Consider the following 17218-nt stretch of genomic DNA (forward strand, 5'->3'; position numbering starts at 1 on the left):
TCGACCCTCTGCAGGGCGGCGGCCATGCCGGAGGAATTAGTGCTTGCCTGAGGCAATAATTCACGCCAGACTGACTAGCACGCAGTAGGACCACGCGGGCGCCACTTTGGGGGCTGCACAGCACGGAATCCGATGGCCGGTGCTGTGCGGCTGGCGTGCCCCTACCTGGGCCACGACAGCGTCCACGACTTCGAGCCGGATAACGTTCGGTCAGTGCGGCGGGCCCGGACAACTGCGCGCGGCCCAAACGAGATATGACTCTCGATCTTTGTCTTGTGTTCAGGTGGTGTTCGCCTGACTCCTGTATGAATGGCCGGTGAGCACTGATCCCGGTAGTCCCGGCCGGGCGCCGCGCCCGTCATTTCGGATCTTGACCGACCTCGGATCCCCCGCATTGGTCGTGCCCGGGGATAAGCCCTCAACTGAGATCGAGGCGTTATTCCGTGCCGACCGCGGGCTGCGGGCCGTCGTGGTCGATGTGAACGGCACGCTCTCGTTGCTCACCCGCGGTCAGGTCGATGACCGCATGACGGGGCGGCTGGGTTACGGCAGGGCACTGAACGCCCGGGTCAAGGCCGCCGAGCTGCTGCCACCGAACCGCTTCGCGTTCGAGCCTCTCTTGGATCTTCGGGCCGCCGCGGCCGCGCTTCTGGGCCGGCCCGAGGAGGCCCAGTATGAGGACCTGCTGGTCCTGTCAGCAGCCGGTCCTCGGATTGTGCCGGTGTCGGAGGTTTTCGAGGGCCTGTCAGAGCTCTTCCAGCAGGACGCCCATCATGATCCTCTGACCGGACTCCCGAACCGTAGGCTTCTGGACGAACACGGGCCAACCCTGATCGACACCCCGGGGTCGTCGTCGACAGCCGTCCTCTACGTGGATCTCGATGACTTCAAGATCATTAACGACACATTCGGGCACCGCACCGGCGATGCGGCACTGGCCTCCTTTGCGGCCAGGCTCCAGGCGTGCACCCGCCCGGGAGACCTGAGCGTCCGGCTGGGCGGCGACGAATTCGCCGTTCTACTGGTCGACGTCGACGAGGCCGCCGCTCGTTCGATCGCGGCCAGGTTCCTGGAAGCACTCAAAGAGCCCTTTGAGCACGATGGACACGAACTCCACCTTTCGGCGACCCTGGGCCTGGCCATGGCCGGGGACATCGAGGGCGGCAGCCCGGCGGCGCGGCTGGAGTACCTGCTCCGTCACGCCGACACGGCCATGCTGCAGGCCAAGCATGAGGGCAAGCGGCGGGTTGGCAGGATCGATCCCTGCCGTCCCCCCACCCGGTTCGCTCGCCAGGCGTTGATCCGCAGACGCCTCCCGCATGCCCTCGCCGCGTCGGGGTTCACGCTTCATTACCAGCCGCTGATGGACATCGGCCACGGGACCTGCGGAGCCGTCGAGGCGCTACTGCGTTGGGAAGACGCCGAACTCGGCCCCGTTTCCCCCGACGAGTTCATCCATGTGGCAGAACACACCGGCGAGATCCATGCCATTGGCCGTTGGGTCATTGATCAGGCTTGCGCCCAGGCCCGTCGATGGGCCGACGCCGGTACGCCCAGGGCGATCTCCGTGAACATTTCTCCGGTCCAATTGGGGACCCGCACACTCGTCCCGGACGTCCTCTCGGCGCTGCAACGGCACGGCCTGCCGGCATCACTGCTGAATATCGAGATCACCGAAACCGCCGCCGTCGCCGACTTCCGGTCCGCCGCCAAACAGCTGCAGGAGCTGATCGACGCCGGCATCGGCGTCGCCCTCGATGACTACGGGACAGCGTATTCATCCCTGGCCATGCTGCGCGACCTTCCCCTGACCGGGCTCAAACTCGACAAATCCTTCATCGACACCATTGACTCCGACCCCACCTCAGCCATCCTCGTCTCCGGCGTCATCGCCCCGGCCAGAGCATTGGGACTGACGACCACGGCCGAAGGCGTCGAACGACAAACCCAACTCGAAGTCCTGAAAGAGCTGGGCTGCGACACCGCCCAGGGGTACCTCATTTCACGCCCCCTCCCCGCGGACCAGCTCGACACCGTGCTGCGGGCACGGCAACCAGACGCGGCGCCCCGGCCCACCCCGCTGCCGAGCGTTCCAGGCTAGCCACCCCGCCGCCGCGAACGACGTTGATGCCAAAACACCCCGCGGGCGCGCCCAAGGCAGATGAACGGCTGGTGAATTAGCTCATCGATCCGTGACATGAGAAGGTCAGCATGCTTATGGTTGGCGTGTGCCAACGGGTGGAGCGAACGCCGCTCCGCGTGCAGGAGGGTCCTTGGGGGACCCTCTTCGCGCATCTGGCCCCTTCTCGATCGGGCCGAGTCAGCGCGGACCCGACAGCCGCTCCCTCGCTTGATGGCTTCCGGGGCCGACGGGTACCAACTCGGTTGCCTGCGCCAGCCCCAGGGTCGGCATGGATACGTACATGCTCTCGGCGCGACTGACCTGGAAAGTTTCATGCCAGATGCCGACAGCCTTAGGGGCCTTTCGCGCGCGGCGGTTAAAGGCGGTCCAGGCGGGCCGGTGTTCCGAACCGGACGCGCTGGCGTAGGCATACAGCTTGTCCACCGAGTCCCAGTACTGCACAATGGCCGGCCCGCCCGGACCGGCGGCAAACCTGAAGCCTAAAAGCCCGGAACCCGGCTCGCGCGAGAGCTCGGCCAGCATCCGGGGCATCGCAAGGAAGACCGGGAGCCAGAGATCCGGGCGCCAAGGCTTATTGATGCGCATACCGATGAGGAAGACCACCAATTCACCGTGGTAGCGGTGCGTGAAACGTCCTGCGTTGATGCGTGCCATACTCGTCTCCTAACTGGATACCATCACTCCCCAATATTGGTGAGTAGCACTATCTAAGTCAAGGAGAATCTTTGCGCATCTCACAGCTGGCCGCCGCCACAGACATTCCCGTAGCCACCATCAAGTACTACCTTCGCGAGAACCTGCTGCACGAGGGCGTGCTTACGTCCGCGACGCAGGCGCGCTACGACGACTCGCATGTCCGCCGGTTAAAGCTCATCCGCGCACTGATTGGGACCGCCGGCCTCAGCGTCAGCGCCGCCCGAGCGGTGCTGCACGGGATTGAGAACCCCCCGGATTCCCGCCACGAGCTGCTCGGAATCGCCCACCAGGCGGCCACCCGGCCCGCAGCGGACGACGTCGAGATCGCGGGTGCGCAGAGTCTCCTGGCGCGTTGGGGATGGGGCGCTGAGGCATGCGCCCGCAGCACCCAGGCTGCACTAGTGCAGGCCCTGCAGGGGCTCTCCGACGCGGGCTTCAACCCGCCGGAAGCACTCCTGGACCGTTACGCCGCCGCAATGCGGGACATCGCGGAAGCCGACGTTGAGGGTGTTCCGACAGATTCGCCCGAGGCCACGATGCAATACGTAGTCCTCGGGACACTGCTGATGGAACCAGTCCTCCTGGCCATGCGCCGGCTTGCACAGCAATCCGCGTCTTTCCGGCGCTTTGGTGGTTCCGGGACCCCCTGATCACCCTCATTCCGGGTTCCAGCCAGCGGAGAGTGACGGCGCATGCCGCCGGAGTGTAGTCGGTGTTCTCCAAGAAGGGGCGACCGAATCGGAAACCGAGACCGGCAGCCCACGACGACCCCGTCAGAGCGCGTAGCGCCGGGACCGTCCGGGGATCATGTCCTTGACCAGGGCGATCCTGCCGGTGACCGTCACCGCGAACCATTGGCCGGAGGAATGGTCATGGCCAGCGAACCGGTCGGGTTCGGTCTGGATCAGTTCGATCGTGGCGTTGTCCCCGGCATGGAACAGGTTCCACCGGCCCGCTGTCCGGCTGCCCGCAAGATAGCCGCGGGTCTGGAAGTCGTAGATGTGGACGCGGTCCGCGGACACTTCGCCGCTCATCAGGACTAATCGCCCGGTCTCTGCGTCGCGGATCAGCCGGGCGCTGGAGAAGGTGCAGAGACGTCCGGCAACGTATGCTACCGCCCGCTCACGGTCTTCTATCATCAGAGCCCCCAATCTGCTCAGCAGGGCCGCCAAGGCGTGGCCGCCGCCCGCCAGGTTTCCCGGCCCCCGCTGCCGTCATTCTTACCGGTTTTTGCAGTCTCCGGCCCATCCCTGTGAAGTGCGCCAACGCCGCCCGAACACCGCACAACAACTCGGTGAAACTTCGGCACTCTTCCCTGAGAGGACCCGCTCAGGCCGATGCAACAAGACGAACCCGGCCCGGCACCACAAGAGATCGAACGCCGGCAACTCGCACCTCAGCAGAAGTGGGCGAGGTTTCGTTGCGCGAGTCCGAACGACAGCGTCATTCCCACTCCCGAGGTCACCGATACAACTGTGACACCCGGAAGGACGTCACGAACGAGGATCGGCGCTACATCGGAGGAGGCGTAAACACCCTGCCATCGCTCGACGATGTCCAGCGGCTGGCCAATGACGGCCTCAATTTCCGCGTTGATCGTTTCGGTCACGGACTCAGACAAGAACGGCCCCGGAGCGGAGCCGTAGTGGTGGGAGTCCCCGAGAATCAAGCCTCCGTCGGGACGCTGGGTGAACATCACGTTGGCGCCGATCTCCAGCAGCTCGGGACGGGTCCGTTCCACTTCAGCGCGAAGCGCGGCGGCGGCGGGCAGCTCCGTGAATGCGGGGTAGCGAAGCATGGATGTGGCCGTGAGCACTGCCGGGGCGATCTGAACGCCGGCCGGCCCGGCCGCGAGTGACATCTGCAGGCTGCAGCGCCGGATCTGGTGGTCGGCGGCTACGTCCGGGAAGAGATAGTCGACATCGTGGCCCACGCAGACAAAGACCTGCCGGGCACTGAATTCACCACGCGATGTGCTGACGGTTGCTGCGCCGGCTGCGTCTTGACCAAAGCCCAGCGCCGCCGTGTTCCAGAAGAGTTGGACGCCAGGCTGCGCACCGAGCCAGGCAGCCAGCCGGTCCACCGTGGTGCGGGGGTCGACGCGCAAGTCATCACGCAGGAAGGCACCGCCTAGCAAACCCGGCCACGTGCCGTCGCCGTACCTGCCCCCGGCGGAGGCCGCTGAAGATGCGGAACCCAAACGTGCGCGAGTCTCGGCGGCCGTTAGCAAGTCCACCTGGCCCGGGCCGCGTAACGCGGAGAGTTCCCGCAGGACCGCCAGTTCAGATTCGGTGCGGGCCAGCACAACAGCCCCGGATTCGATGGCCGTGAATCCGGCTCGAGCGGCGTATTCAAGCCAGTGCAGTCGAGAGACCTGGGCAAGGTCGTAGAGTTCGCCGGATTGCGCAGTGATGCAGCAGTGGCCGAAGTTGCGGACTGAGGCACCGACAGCCCGGTGGTCGCGGTCAAGTAGGACCACTGTGAGCCCATTGGCCAGCGCGAGGGCGGCGTGGGCAAGCCCAATGATGCCTGCTCCTACGATCACGACATCGACGACACGTGAAGGTCCAGCGGAACTCGATGCAGGGACAGGGCGAGGGCGGGAGACGTTCACCACTCGACAATCGTCCCTGGAGGCATTGGTATCAAGTCAGCCTGGCAGAGAAACGAGGAAATTCACGCGAACGCAACCCGGCGTTTGAAGTGTCTGGTGGTTGCCCGGTGCAAAGTCATTTAGCAGTCCCAAACGAGTTGCTGAAATTTGTTTGGTTCGGTTTTGAATTTGAGCAATCTACGCCAGGTCCAATCAGTGTCTAAATACGGAGGAAACGTGATCAAGCTAGTAGCCCTGGACATGGCGGGAACCACCGTGGACGAGCATGGGGATGTATATGTTGCACTGGCACGCTGCGTCGAGGAAACCGGTGCGGTGACCACACCGGAGGATATCCAGGAATGGATGGGTGCGGATAAGGCAGAGGCCATCTCCGCACTGATCCTCCGAGGCGGTGGCCGCCCCAGCCCTGAGATCGTGGCAGCGGCATTCGCCCGCTTCAAAATACTTCTGGGGAGTGCCTATGACTCTCGTCCACCAGCGCCGCTGGAGGGTGTCGAAGAAGCGTTTGGGGAACTGCGCAGCATGGGTGTCAAGGTGGCCCTGACCACCGGTTTTTCCGGCGACGTTGCGTGGCCGCTCTTGGCCAGGCTCGGTTGGCGCCTGGCGTCCCACGGCGGGATGCTGGACGCCGTCGTCTGCTCGGATCAGGTGGGAGCCGGACGCCCGGCCCCGTACATGATCCACCGGGCCATGGAACTGACGGAAACCCGCGACGTCCGATCGGTCTTGGCCGCCGGGGACACCTTTGCGGACCTTGCAGCGGCCCTCAATGCCGGTGTCACCGCCGTCGGTGTGCTCACGGGCAAACTGGGCCGCCAGGCCCTGGAACAACGGCCGCACCACTACATTCTGGATGGCGTGAAGGATCTTCCCGCCCTGCTGGCCCGAATGGATTTCGGCACATAGTCCCAAGGTTCACGTGCCGTTCACCGCAACGCCGCCGTTCCGCGGGAGTTCTTAACCACTGCTTCGTATGCTCAGCCGGTCAATCGAGGGTATCGAGTGCTCCGCAGCCCTCCCAGACAAATCCGCATCCGAATTGAAAGGCACCCTGTGAATTTCCTGCGTTCCTCCGGCCGCGCCATCCAGGCCGCGGCACTGATCACGGCAGCGACCCTCGCTTTGACCGCATGCGGCGCAGCTGGCGCCTCGGGCCCCTCCCCCGAAACTGGCACATTTGCCAAGGATTCCAACACTCTTGTCATCGGCCTGGTCCCGGACGAAAGTTCCGCGACGTCAAGCCAGCAGCCTATCGCGGACTACGTCGGTAAGGTTTCGGGCAAGAAAGTCGAAGTCAAGCAGTCATCGAATTATGCTGCGCTCATCGAGGCCGCAATTGCCGGCCAGGTTGATGTCGTGTCATTTTCCGGCTTCACGTATCTCCAGGCAAAGGCCAAGGGCGCAAAATTCACCCCGGTAGGTGCCAGCGTTGACGCAAGCACCCATGAGCCTGGCTATTACTCTGACGCCATCGTCCCCGCAGGATCCGCCGTTACCGATCTGGCAGGATTCAAGGGAAAGAAGGTTTGCTTCGTCAATGAAAACTCGACCTCGGGCTACCTCTTCCCGCAGTACATGCTGAACAAGGCCGGCGTCACCGGCGGCGCCTACACTCCGGTGATGGCCGGCAAGCACGACGTCTCGGCCCAGAAGGTCGCCATGGGCACGGAGTGCGAAGTGGGCTTCGCCCAGGACATCACGGTCACTACCTCCGGCCCCGCCGCCGGGCTGTTCAAGGCTTCCGACCTGAAAGTCGTGCACCGTGAGTTCGTCCCGGGGCCGCCTTTCGCCGTCGCGGACGGACTGCCCGCAGACCTCAAGAAGGTCCTGACCGACAAGATGTCGACGGTCACCACCGCTGACATCAAGGCTGCCGGGATCACCACTACGGAGGCTTTTGAAAAGTTCTTCGGCGAGGGCAACAAGCCGGTCGACGACAAGTACTACGACAACCTACGGGACCTGTGCAAGAAACTCCCGGACGTCAAGACCTGTGCCGGCATCTAGCACATGAACACCCATCACGCCGTCATCGAGATCAATGGACTGGTCAAGGACTTTGGCGTCACGAGAGCCCTGGACGGTGTGAACCTGACGGTCGAGGAGGGCGAAATTCTCGTCCTCCTCGGCCTGTCCGGATCGGGCAAGTCGACCCTGCTGCGGCACATTGACCAACTGGAGCGGCCAACGGCCGGCCGTGTCCGTGTCCTTGGCCAGGACGTCCCGGCACTGCGCGGTCGCGATCTCCGGGCGCTCCGCTCACAGGTGGCAGTAGTGTTCCAACAGTTCGAATTGGTGGGCTCACTCTCCGTTCTGGAGAATGTCCTCACCGGCGGACTCGCCAGGGTCACCGGTCCGCGGCTCGGCATTTGGTCCTACTCCCGGGCGATGCGTACGACGGCGGCCGGTCACCTCGAGCGCGTCGGTCTTGCAGGCCTTGAACACCAGCGGACGGACACCCTTTCAGGCGGCCAGCAGCAGCGAGTGGCGGTTGCCCGGGCACTGATGCAGGACCCGAAAATCCTACTTGCCGACGAACCGGTCGCCTCTCTGGACCCCGACTCATCGCAACAGGTCATGGACCTTATCCGCGAAATCGGCCGAGAGAACGGGCTAACAGTGGTGTGCAGCCTGCATCAGGTGGACCTTGCCCTTTCTTGGGGCGACAGGGTTGTCGGGTTGCGTCGAGGTGCTGTCGTGCTTGACACGCCAACCACCGGTTTAAGCCGGGAGGAGGCAATGCGCATCTACGCGAAAGTTGCGCCCGCCGATGCCGGGGCGGTTGCCGGATGACCGGAATCTTGACCCGGCGGCCCGAGGCCCAGGATCAGGCACCCGACGGAACGGCGCCGCACCGGGCCCCGTGGACGCGCCGCTCCTGGGCCAGATTGTCCGTGACCATCATTCTCGTCGCGCTGGTGCTCGCTGCGATCGGTTCGTTCCAACTGCTGGACTTCAGCGCCACCCGGCTCACTCGGGCGGCCCCCGCCGCTGAGCGCTTCTTCGCCCGGATGCTACCGCTCGACTTCTCCCATCCTGAAGAGCTCCTCCGTCTGACCTTCCTGACCTTGGCGATAGTAGTCTGCGGGACGGCTTTGTCTGCCGTGCTGTCTGTGCCCATAGCGTACTGGGCGGCGCGCAACACCAGCCCGCACCCCGCGCTGCGCTGGTTCGCGCGGAGCGTCACAGTGCTTGCCCGCGCCTTCCCCGAACTCATTCTCATCATTGTGCTTGCCACCATGTTCAGTCTCGGCTCACTCCCGGGCATCCTGGCTCTTGGCCTGCACTCCGTGGGCATGGTGGGTAAACTCTTCGCCGACGCGATCGAACAAATCGACAACGGTCCGCGCATAGCTATCCGGGCCGCGGGCGGCACGAAAACCCAAGAGTTCGTTTCCGGCGTACTCCCCCAGGTGGCCCCGTCATGGGTGGCCACGATACTCCACCGCCAGGACATCAATCTGCGCGCCTCGGCCATCCTTGGATACGTGGGGATGCCCGGCCTCGGCTACGAACTCTCGGCAAGCATTCAGCGGCTCGACTACCAACGGGCCATGGCTGTAGCCGTCGTTATTTTTGCGCTGTGCATGGCGATGGAGGTGCTTTCCTCATCCATTCGGCGCATGATCCTTCACGGCGATCGATCAAGGATGCGCCGGCGTTGGTCCGGTCCAGCGCTCGGATGGACGGCAGCTGCTGCCGTCGTCGGCGCGGTCGTAATTGCTGCCCCCGCGTGGGGCGATCTCCTGACCGTCTGGACCGTCCTTCCGCAGCGGCTGGCCTCTTTTTTCTCGCTCTCGACCGGCGACTACACGTGGCCACAGATCCTGGCCATGCTGGGTCAGACGATCGCGATCGCTCTTGCCGGGACCTCGATCGGCGTCTTCCTCTCGATCGTGATTGGATCCTACGCCGCAAGCAACGTTGCCCCGGGCGAAGGCGTCCGGCGCGGCGCACGACTCCTATTGCTCGTGGTCCGCGGGATCCCGGAACTCATTTTGGCAATCGTCCTGATCCTCATGACTGGCCTCGGTGGGGCTGCCGCCGCACTGGCACTGGGAATTGGGACGGTGGGCCTGCTCGGCAAACTCCTCGCGGACTCGATAGAGGAGGTTGACCCTGGCCCCGAACGCGCCATCCGGGCAACTGGCGCTTCCCGGATGCAGACCTACGTCTCAGCCACGTTCACGCAGGCCGCTCCCGCCGTCGTGGGGCACGTTTTCTACGCCATGGACGGGAATATCCGTGCAGCAACCGTGCTGGCCGTAGTCGGGGCAGGCGGGGTTGGCCAGGTTATGTTCGAGGCCGCGCAGTTGAGCCGGTATAACGTTGTCTTCACCATGGCGCTGTTGGTGATCGGGCTGGTGCTGTTTATCGAGGCCCTCGCCATCTGGATCCGGAAGGTCCTTACCTCCTGAAGTTCGGAATCCGGATTGGGTCGGATCCGTCTTTACGTGCGGGTCCTGCCGCGGAGGAAGTGGAAAATCAGGACAACCACGGCGATGACCAGAAGCAGGTGAATGAACCCGCCGCCGATGTTGCCGAGCAAGCCGAGAAGCCAGAGGACGGCGATGATGATGGCTATCCAAAGCAACATGTGAATCTCCCTATAGTTTGTTTGCGGATGGAAAAGCTGGTTCTGCGCCCATCTTCGTACCTCCAGGGGCCGGAGGCAAGGAAACAGTCGTCTCCCGACCGGTTCAGCAGCCTTCCACACCTCCCTAAACAGCCGTAAAGTTCGCCGTAGGGCCGCCCCGGGCCACACGGAAACGATCATTTGGAGGTGTTGCCCATGGCACGCATCATGCGGTTCGACCACGTCGGCGTCACCGTCCAGGACCTCGACCGGGTGACGGCGTTCTTCGTCGGACTCGGGCTCGAGGTGGAGGGCCGGACCTTCGTCGAGGGTGATTTCATCGACACTGTCATCGCCATTCCGAATTCCCGCACTGAGATCGTTATGCTGCGAACCCCCGACGGCGGCACCGGCGTGGAGCTTTCCAGCTTCGTCCGGCCGAATGCCGTCCCTGGATCGCCCGCCGCCATGGCCAACGAACTCGGGCTGCGCAGCCTGGCCTTCGAGGTCGACGATCTTGAGGCCCACATCGACCGGCTGGCCGCGAAGGGGTACGGGCTGGTCGGCGGCATTGGCCGGTATGAGCATGCCTGGCGGATGGCCTACGTGCGCGGCCCGGAGGGAATTATCGTGGCGCTGGCCGAGCGGATTGACTGAGCCGTGCCGGCCCCCGGGTCGGCAGATCCGGCACACCGCGGGGCCGATGATTTCCGCAGCTGGCTCCATCGTTTTGAGACCATGGAGCCAGCCTTTTGCGGAATCCGGCTCGCTCGGAACACCGAAATGGTCTCTCCCCAGAAAGATGCCCGGACCAGATCCCATGCTCAGGCTAATCAGCGTAGCTTTGACAGGCAATGGGTAGTCATGTTGATCTGAATTTCCCGCAACCTGTGAAGCTCTGTGATGAGTCACTTCACGCTAGAAAGGCCTAGCCGGCCGCGCTCACAACGCATGCCAGCACTGGGCGGTCAAACACTCGGATCTCGCCGGTGTCCTGAGGCGTCCGGCCGTCACCCGGCGCCCGCCGGCGGCGTCACGGAAAGACCGCGCTGCCCCCGTTGGTGCACAATGCGTTCATGACCAATGACGCTCCCCGCCCGGTCTACTTCCTTTCGGACAGCACGGGCATCACCGCGGAAACGCTCGGCAACACCCTGCTCACGCAGTTCCCGGAGAACGATTTTGACCGCATCACGGTCCCCTTCATCACCACCGTCGACCAGGCACGCGCCGTCGTCCGGGTGATCGACAACCTGGCCGCCACCGGCCTGCAGCCCATCGTCTTCTCCACCGCCGTCGGCAGCGACATCCGCCAGACCCTGGGCACCTGCAAGGGGATCATCGTGGATCTGATCGGCACCCACGTCGGCCAACTCGAGCAGGCACTGGGGTCCGAAGCCAGCGGGGAACCCGGCCGCGCCCACGGGCTGGGCAACGCCGCCCGCTACCAGTCCCGGATGGCCGCCGTCGAATACGCCATGGAGCACGACGACGGCCAAAGCCTGCGGGCGCTCGAAAAGGCGCAGGTCATCCTGGTAGCCCCGTCCCGCTGCGGCAAGACGCCCACCACCATGTACCTGGCCCTGCAGCACGGCATCTTCGCCGCCAATTTTCCGCTGGTGGATGAGGACTTTGAACGCGAAGGACTCCCCAAGCCGCTGCGGCCCTTTGTTTCCAAGTGTTTCGGCCTCACCACCAACCCCCTGCGCCTGAGCCAGGTCCGCACCGAACGCCGCCGTGGATCGCCCTACGCGTCCCTGCGGCAGTGCGGCTTCGAGTTGCGCAGTGCCGAGCGGCTCTACGTCTCGCACGGGATCCCCTACCTCAATTCGGCCAGCGTCTCCGTCGAGGAAATGGCGGCCACCATCCTCCAGAAGATGAACCTCAAGCACTGAGGCCACACTTCACAAGTGTTGCGTGGGCCACATCGTGTGGAAACCCCCGCGCCGACCTGTCACTGTGGACAGGACTTGCGCCCATAAACCGGCGGCCGCCCGCGAGGGGCGGCGTTAGCGTATGCCACCATCTGCAAAGGAGCAGCAACCATGACGACGGACATCCTGTGGTTCTCAGAACTCGGCCTCAAGGACCTGGACCGGGTGGGCGGCAAGAACGCCTCCCTCGGCGAGATGGTGCAGAACCTGACGTCTGCCGGCGTCCAGGTTCCCGACGGCTTCGCCACGACCGCGGACGCCTACCGCAGCTTCCTAGCCGACTCCGGCCTCGACCAGAAGATTGCCGACCGGCTGGTGGGCCTGGACACCGACGACGTCACCGCCCTGGCCGCCGCGGGCCAGGAAATCCGCACCCTGATGCGCGAGACCCCTTTCCTGCCGGACTTCGAGGCGCAGCTCCGCGACTCCTACCAGAAGCTGGTGGACAAGCACGGCGGCTCCGATGACCTCTCCTGGGCCGTCCGCTCCAGCGCGACGGCCGAAGACCTCCCCGACGCCTCCTTCGCCGGCCAGCAGGAAACCTTCCTGAACGTCCGCGGCATCGAGAACATCCTCATTGCCATCAAGGACGTCTTCGCGTCCCTCTACAACGACCGGGCCATCGCCTACCGCGTGCACCACAAGTTCGAGCACGCCGAGGTGGCACTCTCGGCCGGCGTGCAGCGTATGGTGCGTTCCGACGTCGGCGCCTCCGGCGTGATGTTCACCATGGATACCGAATCCGGGTTCAAGGACGCCGTCTTCGTGACCTCCTCCTACGGCCTGGGCGAGGCTGTGGTCCAGGGCGCCGTCAACCCGGACGAGTTCTACGTCTACAAGCCGGCCCTCGAGGCAGGCCGCCCGGCGATCCTCAAGCGCGGGCTGGGCGAGAAGGCCCTCCAGATGACGTACACCAGCAACCGCGAAATCGGCCACACCATCGACTTCGTCCCGGTGGAGGCCTCGCTGCGGAACCGCTTCAGCCTCACCGACGACGACGTCGAGCAGCTCGCCCGGCACGCCGTCGCCATCGAAAAGCACTACGGCCGCCCGATGGACATCGAATGGGGCAAGGACGGGATCGACGGCGGCCTGTACATCCTGCAGGCACGCCCGGAGACCGTGCAGTCCCGCCGGGCCTCCGGCAGCCTGAGCCGCTTCCGCCTGAACGGGTCCGGCAAGGTCCTGGTGGAGGGCCGCGCCATCGGCCAGCGCATCGGCGCCGGCAGCGTCCGCATCCTGACCGCGATCGACCAGATGGCCGCCTTCAAGACCGGCGACGTCCTGGTCGCGGACATGACCGACCCGGACTGGGAACCGATCATGAAGCGCGCCTCCGCGATCGTGACCAACCGCGGGGGACGCACCTGCCACGCGGCCATTATCGCCCGCGAACTGGGGATTCCCGCCGTCGTCGGCACCGGCGACGCAACGGAGGCCCTCACCGACGGACTCGACGTGACGGTCTCCTGCGCCGACGGCGAGACCGGCGTCATCTACGAGGGGCTCCTGGACTTTAGCGTTGAGGAAACCGAGATCACCCAGCTGCCCGAGGCCCCGGTCAAGGTCATGATGAACGTCGGCACCCCGGAGCAGGCCTTCACCTTCGCGCAGCTGCCCAACCACGGTGTGGGCCTGGCGCGGCTGGAATTCATCATCAACCGGCAGATCGGCATCCACCCCAAGGCGCTGCTGAACCTGGACGAGCAGCCCGCGGACATCCTGGCCGAAATCCGGGAGCGGATCGCCGCCTACGACAGCCCGCGCGACTTCTACATCAAGCGCCTGGCCGAAGGTGTGGCCACCCTCGCCGCGGCGTTCGCGCCGGAGCCGGTGATTGTGCGGATGTCCGACTTCAAGTCCAACGAGTACGCCAACCTGCTCGGCGGTCCGGCCTACGAGCCGCACGAAGAGAACCCGATGATCGGCTTCCGCGGCGCCTCGCGGTACCTCGAGCCGTCCTTCCGGGACTGCTTCGACCTGGAGTGCGAAGCCCTGTCCTTCGTCCGCAACGAGATGGGCCTGACCAACGTCAAGCTGATGATCCCGTTCGTGCGCACCCTGGACGAAGCCAGCGGCGTCATCGACCTGCTCGCGGAGAACGGGCTGCGTCGCGGCGAGAACGGCCTCGAGGTGATCATGATGTGTGAGATCCCGTCCAACGCGCTGCTGGCGGACGAGTTCCTGGACTACTTCGACGGCTTCTCCATCGGCTCCAACGACATGACCCAGCTGACCCTGGGCCTGGACCGGGACTCCGCGATCGTCGCCGGCAGCTTCGACGAGCGCAACCTTGCCGTCAAGAAGCTCCTGAGCATGGCCATCACGGCCTGCAAGGCGCGCGGCAAGTACGTGGGTATCTGCGGCCAGGGCCCGAGCGACCACCCGGACTTCGCCGAGTGGCTGGTCGGGGAAGGCATCGACTCCGTCTCGCTGAACCCCGACACCGTGGTGGACACCTGGATCCGGCTCGCCGGGGCAGGCAACGATGCGAGCGACGATGTCAACGACGCCGCAACCGCCGGGGCCGCAGTCAACTGATCCCGGCCGGACGGCATTTGTAGGAACGGGCGGCACCCCGGTCTTCGGACCGGGGTGCCGCCTTTCTGGCAGGCCGCTTGAGCTGCTCGATGCTGCGCCGGGCGCGGGCTCGTTTTCGCTACGCTTCCGGACGGACGCTGCGCGAAACGACAGGCGCGACGCGGATCCCCGCAGCGCCGGACCCTTCCCGCAGCCCACAGCCGTTTCCGTAGCGCGAATCCATTTGCGTAGCGCAGGACCGATTCCGTACCGCAACCCGCCCTAGCCCGCCGGGCATCCTTCGACAGCCGGTAGAATTGGGGCATACCGCTGCCAGCGTCGAGCCGTGAAGGAGGACTCCGTGCGCACGTCACACGCCCGGACGCCTTTCCATTCGCTCCGTGCAGCCATGGTCTCCACGATGATTGTGGTCCTCGCCGCGGCTGCGCACGTCGTCGGCGGCGGCCAGCTTCCCGCCCCCGCCATCCTGGCCGCGTTCCTTGCCCTCACCGGGCTGGTATCGACCGCGGCCACCCGGCTGAAACTGAACGTTCCCGCCATGACGGGCCTGCTGGGCGCCGGGCAGGTGGTGCTGCACGAAGCCTTCGCGGCGTTCAGCACACCGATAGCCGGCGCCGCGACCGGCGCCGGCCCCATCGGGGCCCCCGGGCACCACGACGGCGGGGTACCGCTTTTAGTCCCTTTGGCCGGGCATCTTCAGTCCCACGCCCTGGACTCGGCCCTCGCACTAACCATGTTCGCCGGCCACGCGCTCGCGACGCTCGTCTGTGCCCTGCTCCTGGCCCGCGGCGAGGACGCGTTGTGGCAGCTCGCGGCGTGGCTCCGGCCGCTCGTCCAGCTCCCGTCCCCGGTAACACCGCGTCCCGTCGCCCTGCGCGCCCTGCCCCTGTGCCCCGCGGAGTCCCTGCCGCTTCCCTGGCGCAACGTCCGGCGCGAGTGCCGCCGCGGGCCGCCCGCCGTCGTCGTCCTCACCTAACCTTTTTCCGGCTGCGGCCGGTCGTGCCCAAGAACCTGGGCCCCGCCGCGCCTCCCCCATTTCCGCGCGCCGCCCGAGTGCCGCGCGCACGCCTGAAAGGCACCCGTTTTGACGACTGCAATGCCCAAATCCACCCAGCCCAAATCCACCACGCACACCTCCACCCTCCGCCGCGCCCTGTCCGTTACCGCCGTCGCCGGTGGCACCGCGGCCCTGATGCTCGCCGGCGTCGGCGGCGCCTCAGCGCACGTCGGGGTCTCCCCGGACCAGACCACCTCAGGCTCCCCCGCCCTGCTGACCTTCGCCATCCCGCATGGCTGCGAGACCTCCGGCACCACCAAGGTGACCATCACGCTGCCGCCCGAACTCAACGATGCGCAGCCCAACGTGAACCCCAACTGGACCGCCGCCAAGGTCACGGAGCAGCTGGCCGAGCCCAAGAAGCTGGCCGACGGCACGGCCATCACCAAGCGGACCAGCCAGATCGTCTACACCGCCAAGGCGCCCTTGAGCCCGGAGCTCCGCGACTCGTTGGTGCTCTCGGTCAAGCTCCCGGAGGCTGCCGGAAAGACGCTGTACTTCCCGACCCTCCAGACCTGCGAAACGGGCCAGGTCGACTGGTCGCAGGTTCCGGTCGAGGGCCAGGACGCCCACGCCTTGAAGTCCCCGGCGCCGTCACTGACCGTGACGGCCGGCGCCCCGGCAGCCGACGGGCACGGTGCCGCAACGGACGGCCACGGTGCCGGGCACGCGGACTCCGCCGCCGGAGCGGCCCAGGCCACCACGGTAACCGACGACGGCGGCCAGCTGCGCAGCTGGGCGGGACTGGTCGCCGGCGTCGGCGGCCTCGGCTTGGGCGGGCTCGCGCTGGCCCGGAGCCGCAGGCCCGCCCCCGCGCGGGTCCCTGCCGCCCCGGCCCGCCCCGAGTAGCCCGGCACCAAAGTAACCTGCACCGACACGGGGCCCGGGTTGGCGCCCGGAAATCACAATCCGGGCGTCAATCCGCGCCCTCTGTCGTGGCGTCGTTGACTCTGCCGTCCGCGCACCATAAAAGTTGAGCCATGAGGCCTCAGCAGATGAAACACAAACTGGTAATTACTTCGGTGACGGCGGCGGCCGCCGCGGCGATGCTGCTCAGCGGCTGTGGCCAGAGCCAGTCCCAGGGCGCCGCGACGCCTGCACCGGCGTCGCCATCCCCGTCCAGCCAGACCCCTACCGCCAGCCCGGCCCCGAAGGCGTCCGGCGGGGCTGCCGCTTCCCCCTCGGCCGCCGCAACGGCCGGTCCTGCCCTTTGCAAGGCCGCCAACCTCACGGCCAGCCTCGATGACAAGGGCGGCGGCGCTGCCGGAAGCGTCTACATGCAGCTGGTCCTGACCAACTCCGGTACGGAACCGTGCCTGCTGAAAGGCTTCGCCGGGGTCTCCCTCACCGCGAACGCCGAGGGCGGTCCGATCGGTGCCGCTGCCACACGCGACGACTCCACCCCCGTAGCCGACGTGCTGCTCGCCCCGGGGAAGGCCGGCAGCGCCACCCTGCGCTACACCCAGGCCGGCAACTACCAGGACTGCACCCGCACGCCGGCCGCAGGATTCCGCGTCTACCCGCCGGAGGACACCGCGTCGCTGTTCCTCACCGCGCCCAAGGACGCGTGCAGCGAAGCGGGCATCAACCTGCTGGCCATCGGGGCCTTCACCGCGAAGTAGCGTCCGCCTGATCGCGCATCATGCCTTAAGGC

The 17218-nt window shown here is 65.9% G+C and carries 16 protein-coding genes; 12 read left to right on the plus strand and 4 right to left on the minus strand.

Going from position 1 to position 17218, the window contains the following annotated elements:
* Positions 1 to 370: 370 nt before the first annotated feature.
* Positions 371 to 2101, plus strand: a complete 1731-nt coding sequence (locus tag AC6I9V_RS05985) for a putative bifunctional diguanylate cyclase/phosphodiesterase (RefSeq protein ID WP_497898691.1) — start codon at positions 371 to 373, stop codon at positions 2099 to 2101.
* 219 nt (positions 2102 to 2320) lie between these two features.
* Here AC6I9V_RS05985 and AC6I9V_RS05990 read toward each other — a convergent pair whose 3' ends face one another.
* Positions 2321 to 2797: a DUF4188 domain-containing protein gene (locus tag AC6I9V_RS05990; protein ID WP_497898692.1), complete on the minus strand. Its 477-nt coding sequence runs from the start codon at positions 2795 to 2797 to the stop codon at positions 2321 to 2323.
* Between the two features lie 71 nt (positions 2798 to 2868).
* Between AC6I9V_RS05990 and AC6I9V_RS05995 the strand changes: the two genes are divergently transcribed.
* On the plus strand, positions 2869 to 3489 hold the full coding sequence (locus AC6I9V_RS05995; protein ID WP_497898693.1) for a MerR family transcriptional regulator: 621 nt from the start codon (positions 2869 to 2871) through the stop codon (positions 3487 to 3489).
* 123 nt (positions 3490 to 3612) lie between these two features.
* Here the strand turns inward: AC6I9V_RS05995 and AC6I9V_RS06000 are convergent, their stop codons facing one another.
* Together AC6I9V_RS06000 and AC6I9V_RS06005 are read right to left on the minus strand one after the other, a co-directional pair.
* Entirely contained in the window at positions 3613 to 3978 is a 366-nt protein-coding gene (locus AC6I9V_RS06000) for a hypothetical protein (protein ID WP_497898694.1), read from the minus strand.
* Between the two features lie 257 nt (positions 3979 to 4235).
* Positions 4236 to 5456, minus strand: coding sequence for a TIGR03364 family FAD-dependent oxidoreductase (locus AC6I9V_RS06005; protein ID WP_497898695.1), 1221 nt, complete (start codon positions 5454 to 5456; stop codon positions 4236 to 4238).
* Positions 5457 to 5669: 213 nt separating this feature from the next.
* On the opposite strand from AC6I9V_RS06005, the gene AC6I9V_RS06010 reads away from it, so the two are divergent.
* The 4 genes from AC6I9V_RS06010 to phnE all read left to right on the plus strand — a co-directional run bounded on the left by AC6I9V_RS06010 (position 5670) and on the right by phnE (position 9874).
* On the plus strand, positions 5670 to 6362 hold the full coding sequence (locus AC6I9V_RS06010; protein WP_497898696.1) for a phosphonatase-like hydrolase: 693 nt from the start codon (positions 5670 to 5672) through the stop codon (positions 6360 to 6362).
* 147 nt (positions 6363 to 6509) lie between these two features.
* Complete coding sequence (locus AC6I9V_RS06015) at positions 6510 to 7463, plus strand: phosphate/phosphite/phosphonate ABC transporter substrate-binding protein (protein ID WP_497898697.1); 954 nt, start codon at positions 6510 to 6512, stop codon at positions 7461 to 7463.
* 3 nt (positions 7464 to 7466) lie between these two features.
* Positions 7467 to 8249, plus strand: coding sequence for a phosphonate ABC transporter ATP-binding protein (gene phnC, locus AC6I9V_RS06020; protein ID WP_497898698.1), 783 nt, complete (start codon positions 7467 to 7469; stop codon positions 8247 to 8249).
* Positions 8250 to 8350: 101 nt separating this feature from the next.
* A complete protein-coding gene (phnE, locus tag AC6I9V_RS06025; RefSeq protein WP_497898699.1) occupies positions 8351 to 9874 on the plus strand; it encodes a phosphonate ABC transporter, permease protein PhnE in 1524 nt (507 codons plus the stop codon).
* Positions 9875 to 9906: 32 nt separating this feature from the next.
* On the opposite strand, the gene AC6I9V_RS06030 is transcribed toward phnE, so the two are convergent.
* Positions 9907 to 10053, minus strand: a complete 147-nt coding sequence (locus AC6I9V_RS06030; protein ID WP_146335827.1) for a lmo0937 family membrane protein — start codon at positions 10051 to 10053, stop codon at positions 9907 to 9909.
* 195 nt (positions 10054 to 10248) lie between these two features.
* On the opposite strand from AC6I9V_RS06030, the gene AC6I9V_RS06035 reads away from it, so the two are divergent.
* The 6 genes from AC6I9V_RS06035 to AC6I9V_RS06060 all read left to right on the plus strand — a co-directional run bounded on the left by AC6I9V_RS06035 (position 10249) and on the right by AC6I9V_RS06060 (position 17186).
* The gene (locus AC6I9V_RS06035; protein WP_497898700.1) at positions 10249 to 10689 is read left to right on the plus strand and encodes a VOC family protein; all 441 of its coding nucleotides are present in this window, start codon (positions 10249 to 10251) and stop codon (positions 10687 to 10689) included.
* Positions 10690 to 11108: 419 nt separating this feature from the next.
* On the plus strand, positions 11109 to 11927 hold the full coding sequence (locus tag AC6I9V_RS06040) for a pyruvate, water dikinase regulatory protein (RefSeq protein WP_497898701.1): 819 nt from the start codon (positions 11109 to 11111) through the stop codon (positions 11925 to 11927).
* Positions 11928 to 12077: 150 nt separating this feature from the next.
* Positions 12078 to 14507: a phosphoenolpyruvate synthase gene (gene ppsA, locus AC6I9V_RS06045; RefSeq protein ID WP_497898702.1), complete on the plus strand. Its 2430-nt coding sequence runs from the start codon at positions 12078 to 12080 to the stop codon at positions 14505 to 14507.
* Positions 14508 to 14847: 340 nt separating this feature from the next.
* A complete protein-coding gene (locus tag AC6I9V_RS06050) occupies positions 14848 to 15483 on the plus strand; it encodes a hypothetical protein (protein WP_497898703.1) in 636 nt (211 codons plus the stop codon).
* A 120-nt stretch (positions 15484 to 15603) separates the two neighbouring features.
* A complete protein-coding gene (locus AC6I9V_RS06055; protein WP_497900268.1) occupies positions 15604 to 16413 on the plus strand; it encodes a YcnI family copper-binding membrane protein in 810 nt (269 codons plus the stop codon).
* Between the two features lie 131 nt (positions 16414 to 16544).
* Entirely contained in the window at positions 16545 to 17186 is a 642-nt protein-coding gene (locus tag AC6I9V_RS06060; RefSeq protein ID WP_497898704.1) for a DUF4232 domain-containing protein, read from the plus strand.
* Positions 17187 to 17218: the final 32 nt, after the last annotated feature.

The sequence above is a fragment of the Arthrobacter sp. SlRoot2-15 genome, from assembly GCF_059739345.1.

Excerpts from the sequence above, each read along its gene's own strand:
- AC6I9V_RS05990 (WP_497898692.1), bottom strand. The coding sequence starts at position 2,797 with ATGGCACGCATCAACGCAGGACGTTTCACGCACCGCTACCACGGTGAA.
- AC6I9V_RS06000 (WP_497898694.1), bottom strand. The coding sequence starts at position 3,978 with ATGATAGAAGACCGTGAGCGGGCGGTAGCATACGTTGCCGGACGTCTC.
- phnC (WP_497898698.1), top strand. The coding sequence starts at position 7,467 with ATGAACACCCATCACGCCGTCATCGAGATCAATGGACTGGTCAAGGAC.
- AC6I9V_RS06030 (WP_146335827.1), bottom strand. The coding sequence starts at position 10,053 with ATGTTGCTTTGGATAGCCATCATCATCGCCGTCCTCTGGCTTCTCGGC.
- AC6I9V_RS06035 (WP_497898700.1), top strand. The coding sequence starts at position 10,249 with ATGGCACGCATCATGCGGTTCGACCACGTCGGCGTCACCGTCCAGGAC.
- AC6I9V_RS06040 (WP_497898701.1), top strand. The coding sequence starts at position 11,109 with ATGACCAATGACGCTCCCCGCCCGGTCTACTTCCTTTCGGACAGCACG.
- ppsA (WP_497898702.1), top strand. The coding sequence starts at position 12,078 with ATGACGACGGACATCCTGTGGTTCTCAGAACTCGGCCTCAAGGACCTG.
- AC6I9V_RS06055 (WP_497900268.1), top strand. The coding sequence starts at position 15,604 with ATGCCCAAATCCACCCAGCCCAAATCCACCACGCACACCTCCACCCTC.
- AC6I9V_RS06060 (WP_497898704.1), top strand. The coding sequence starts at position 16,545 with ATGAGGCCTCAGCAGATGAAACACAAACTGGTAATTACTTCGGTGACG.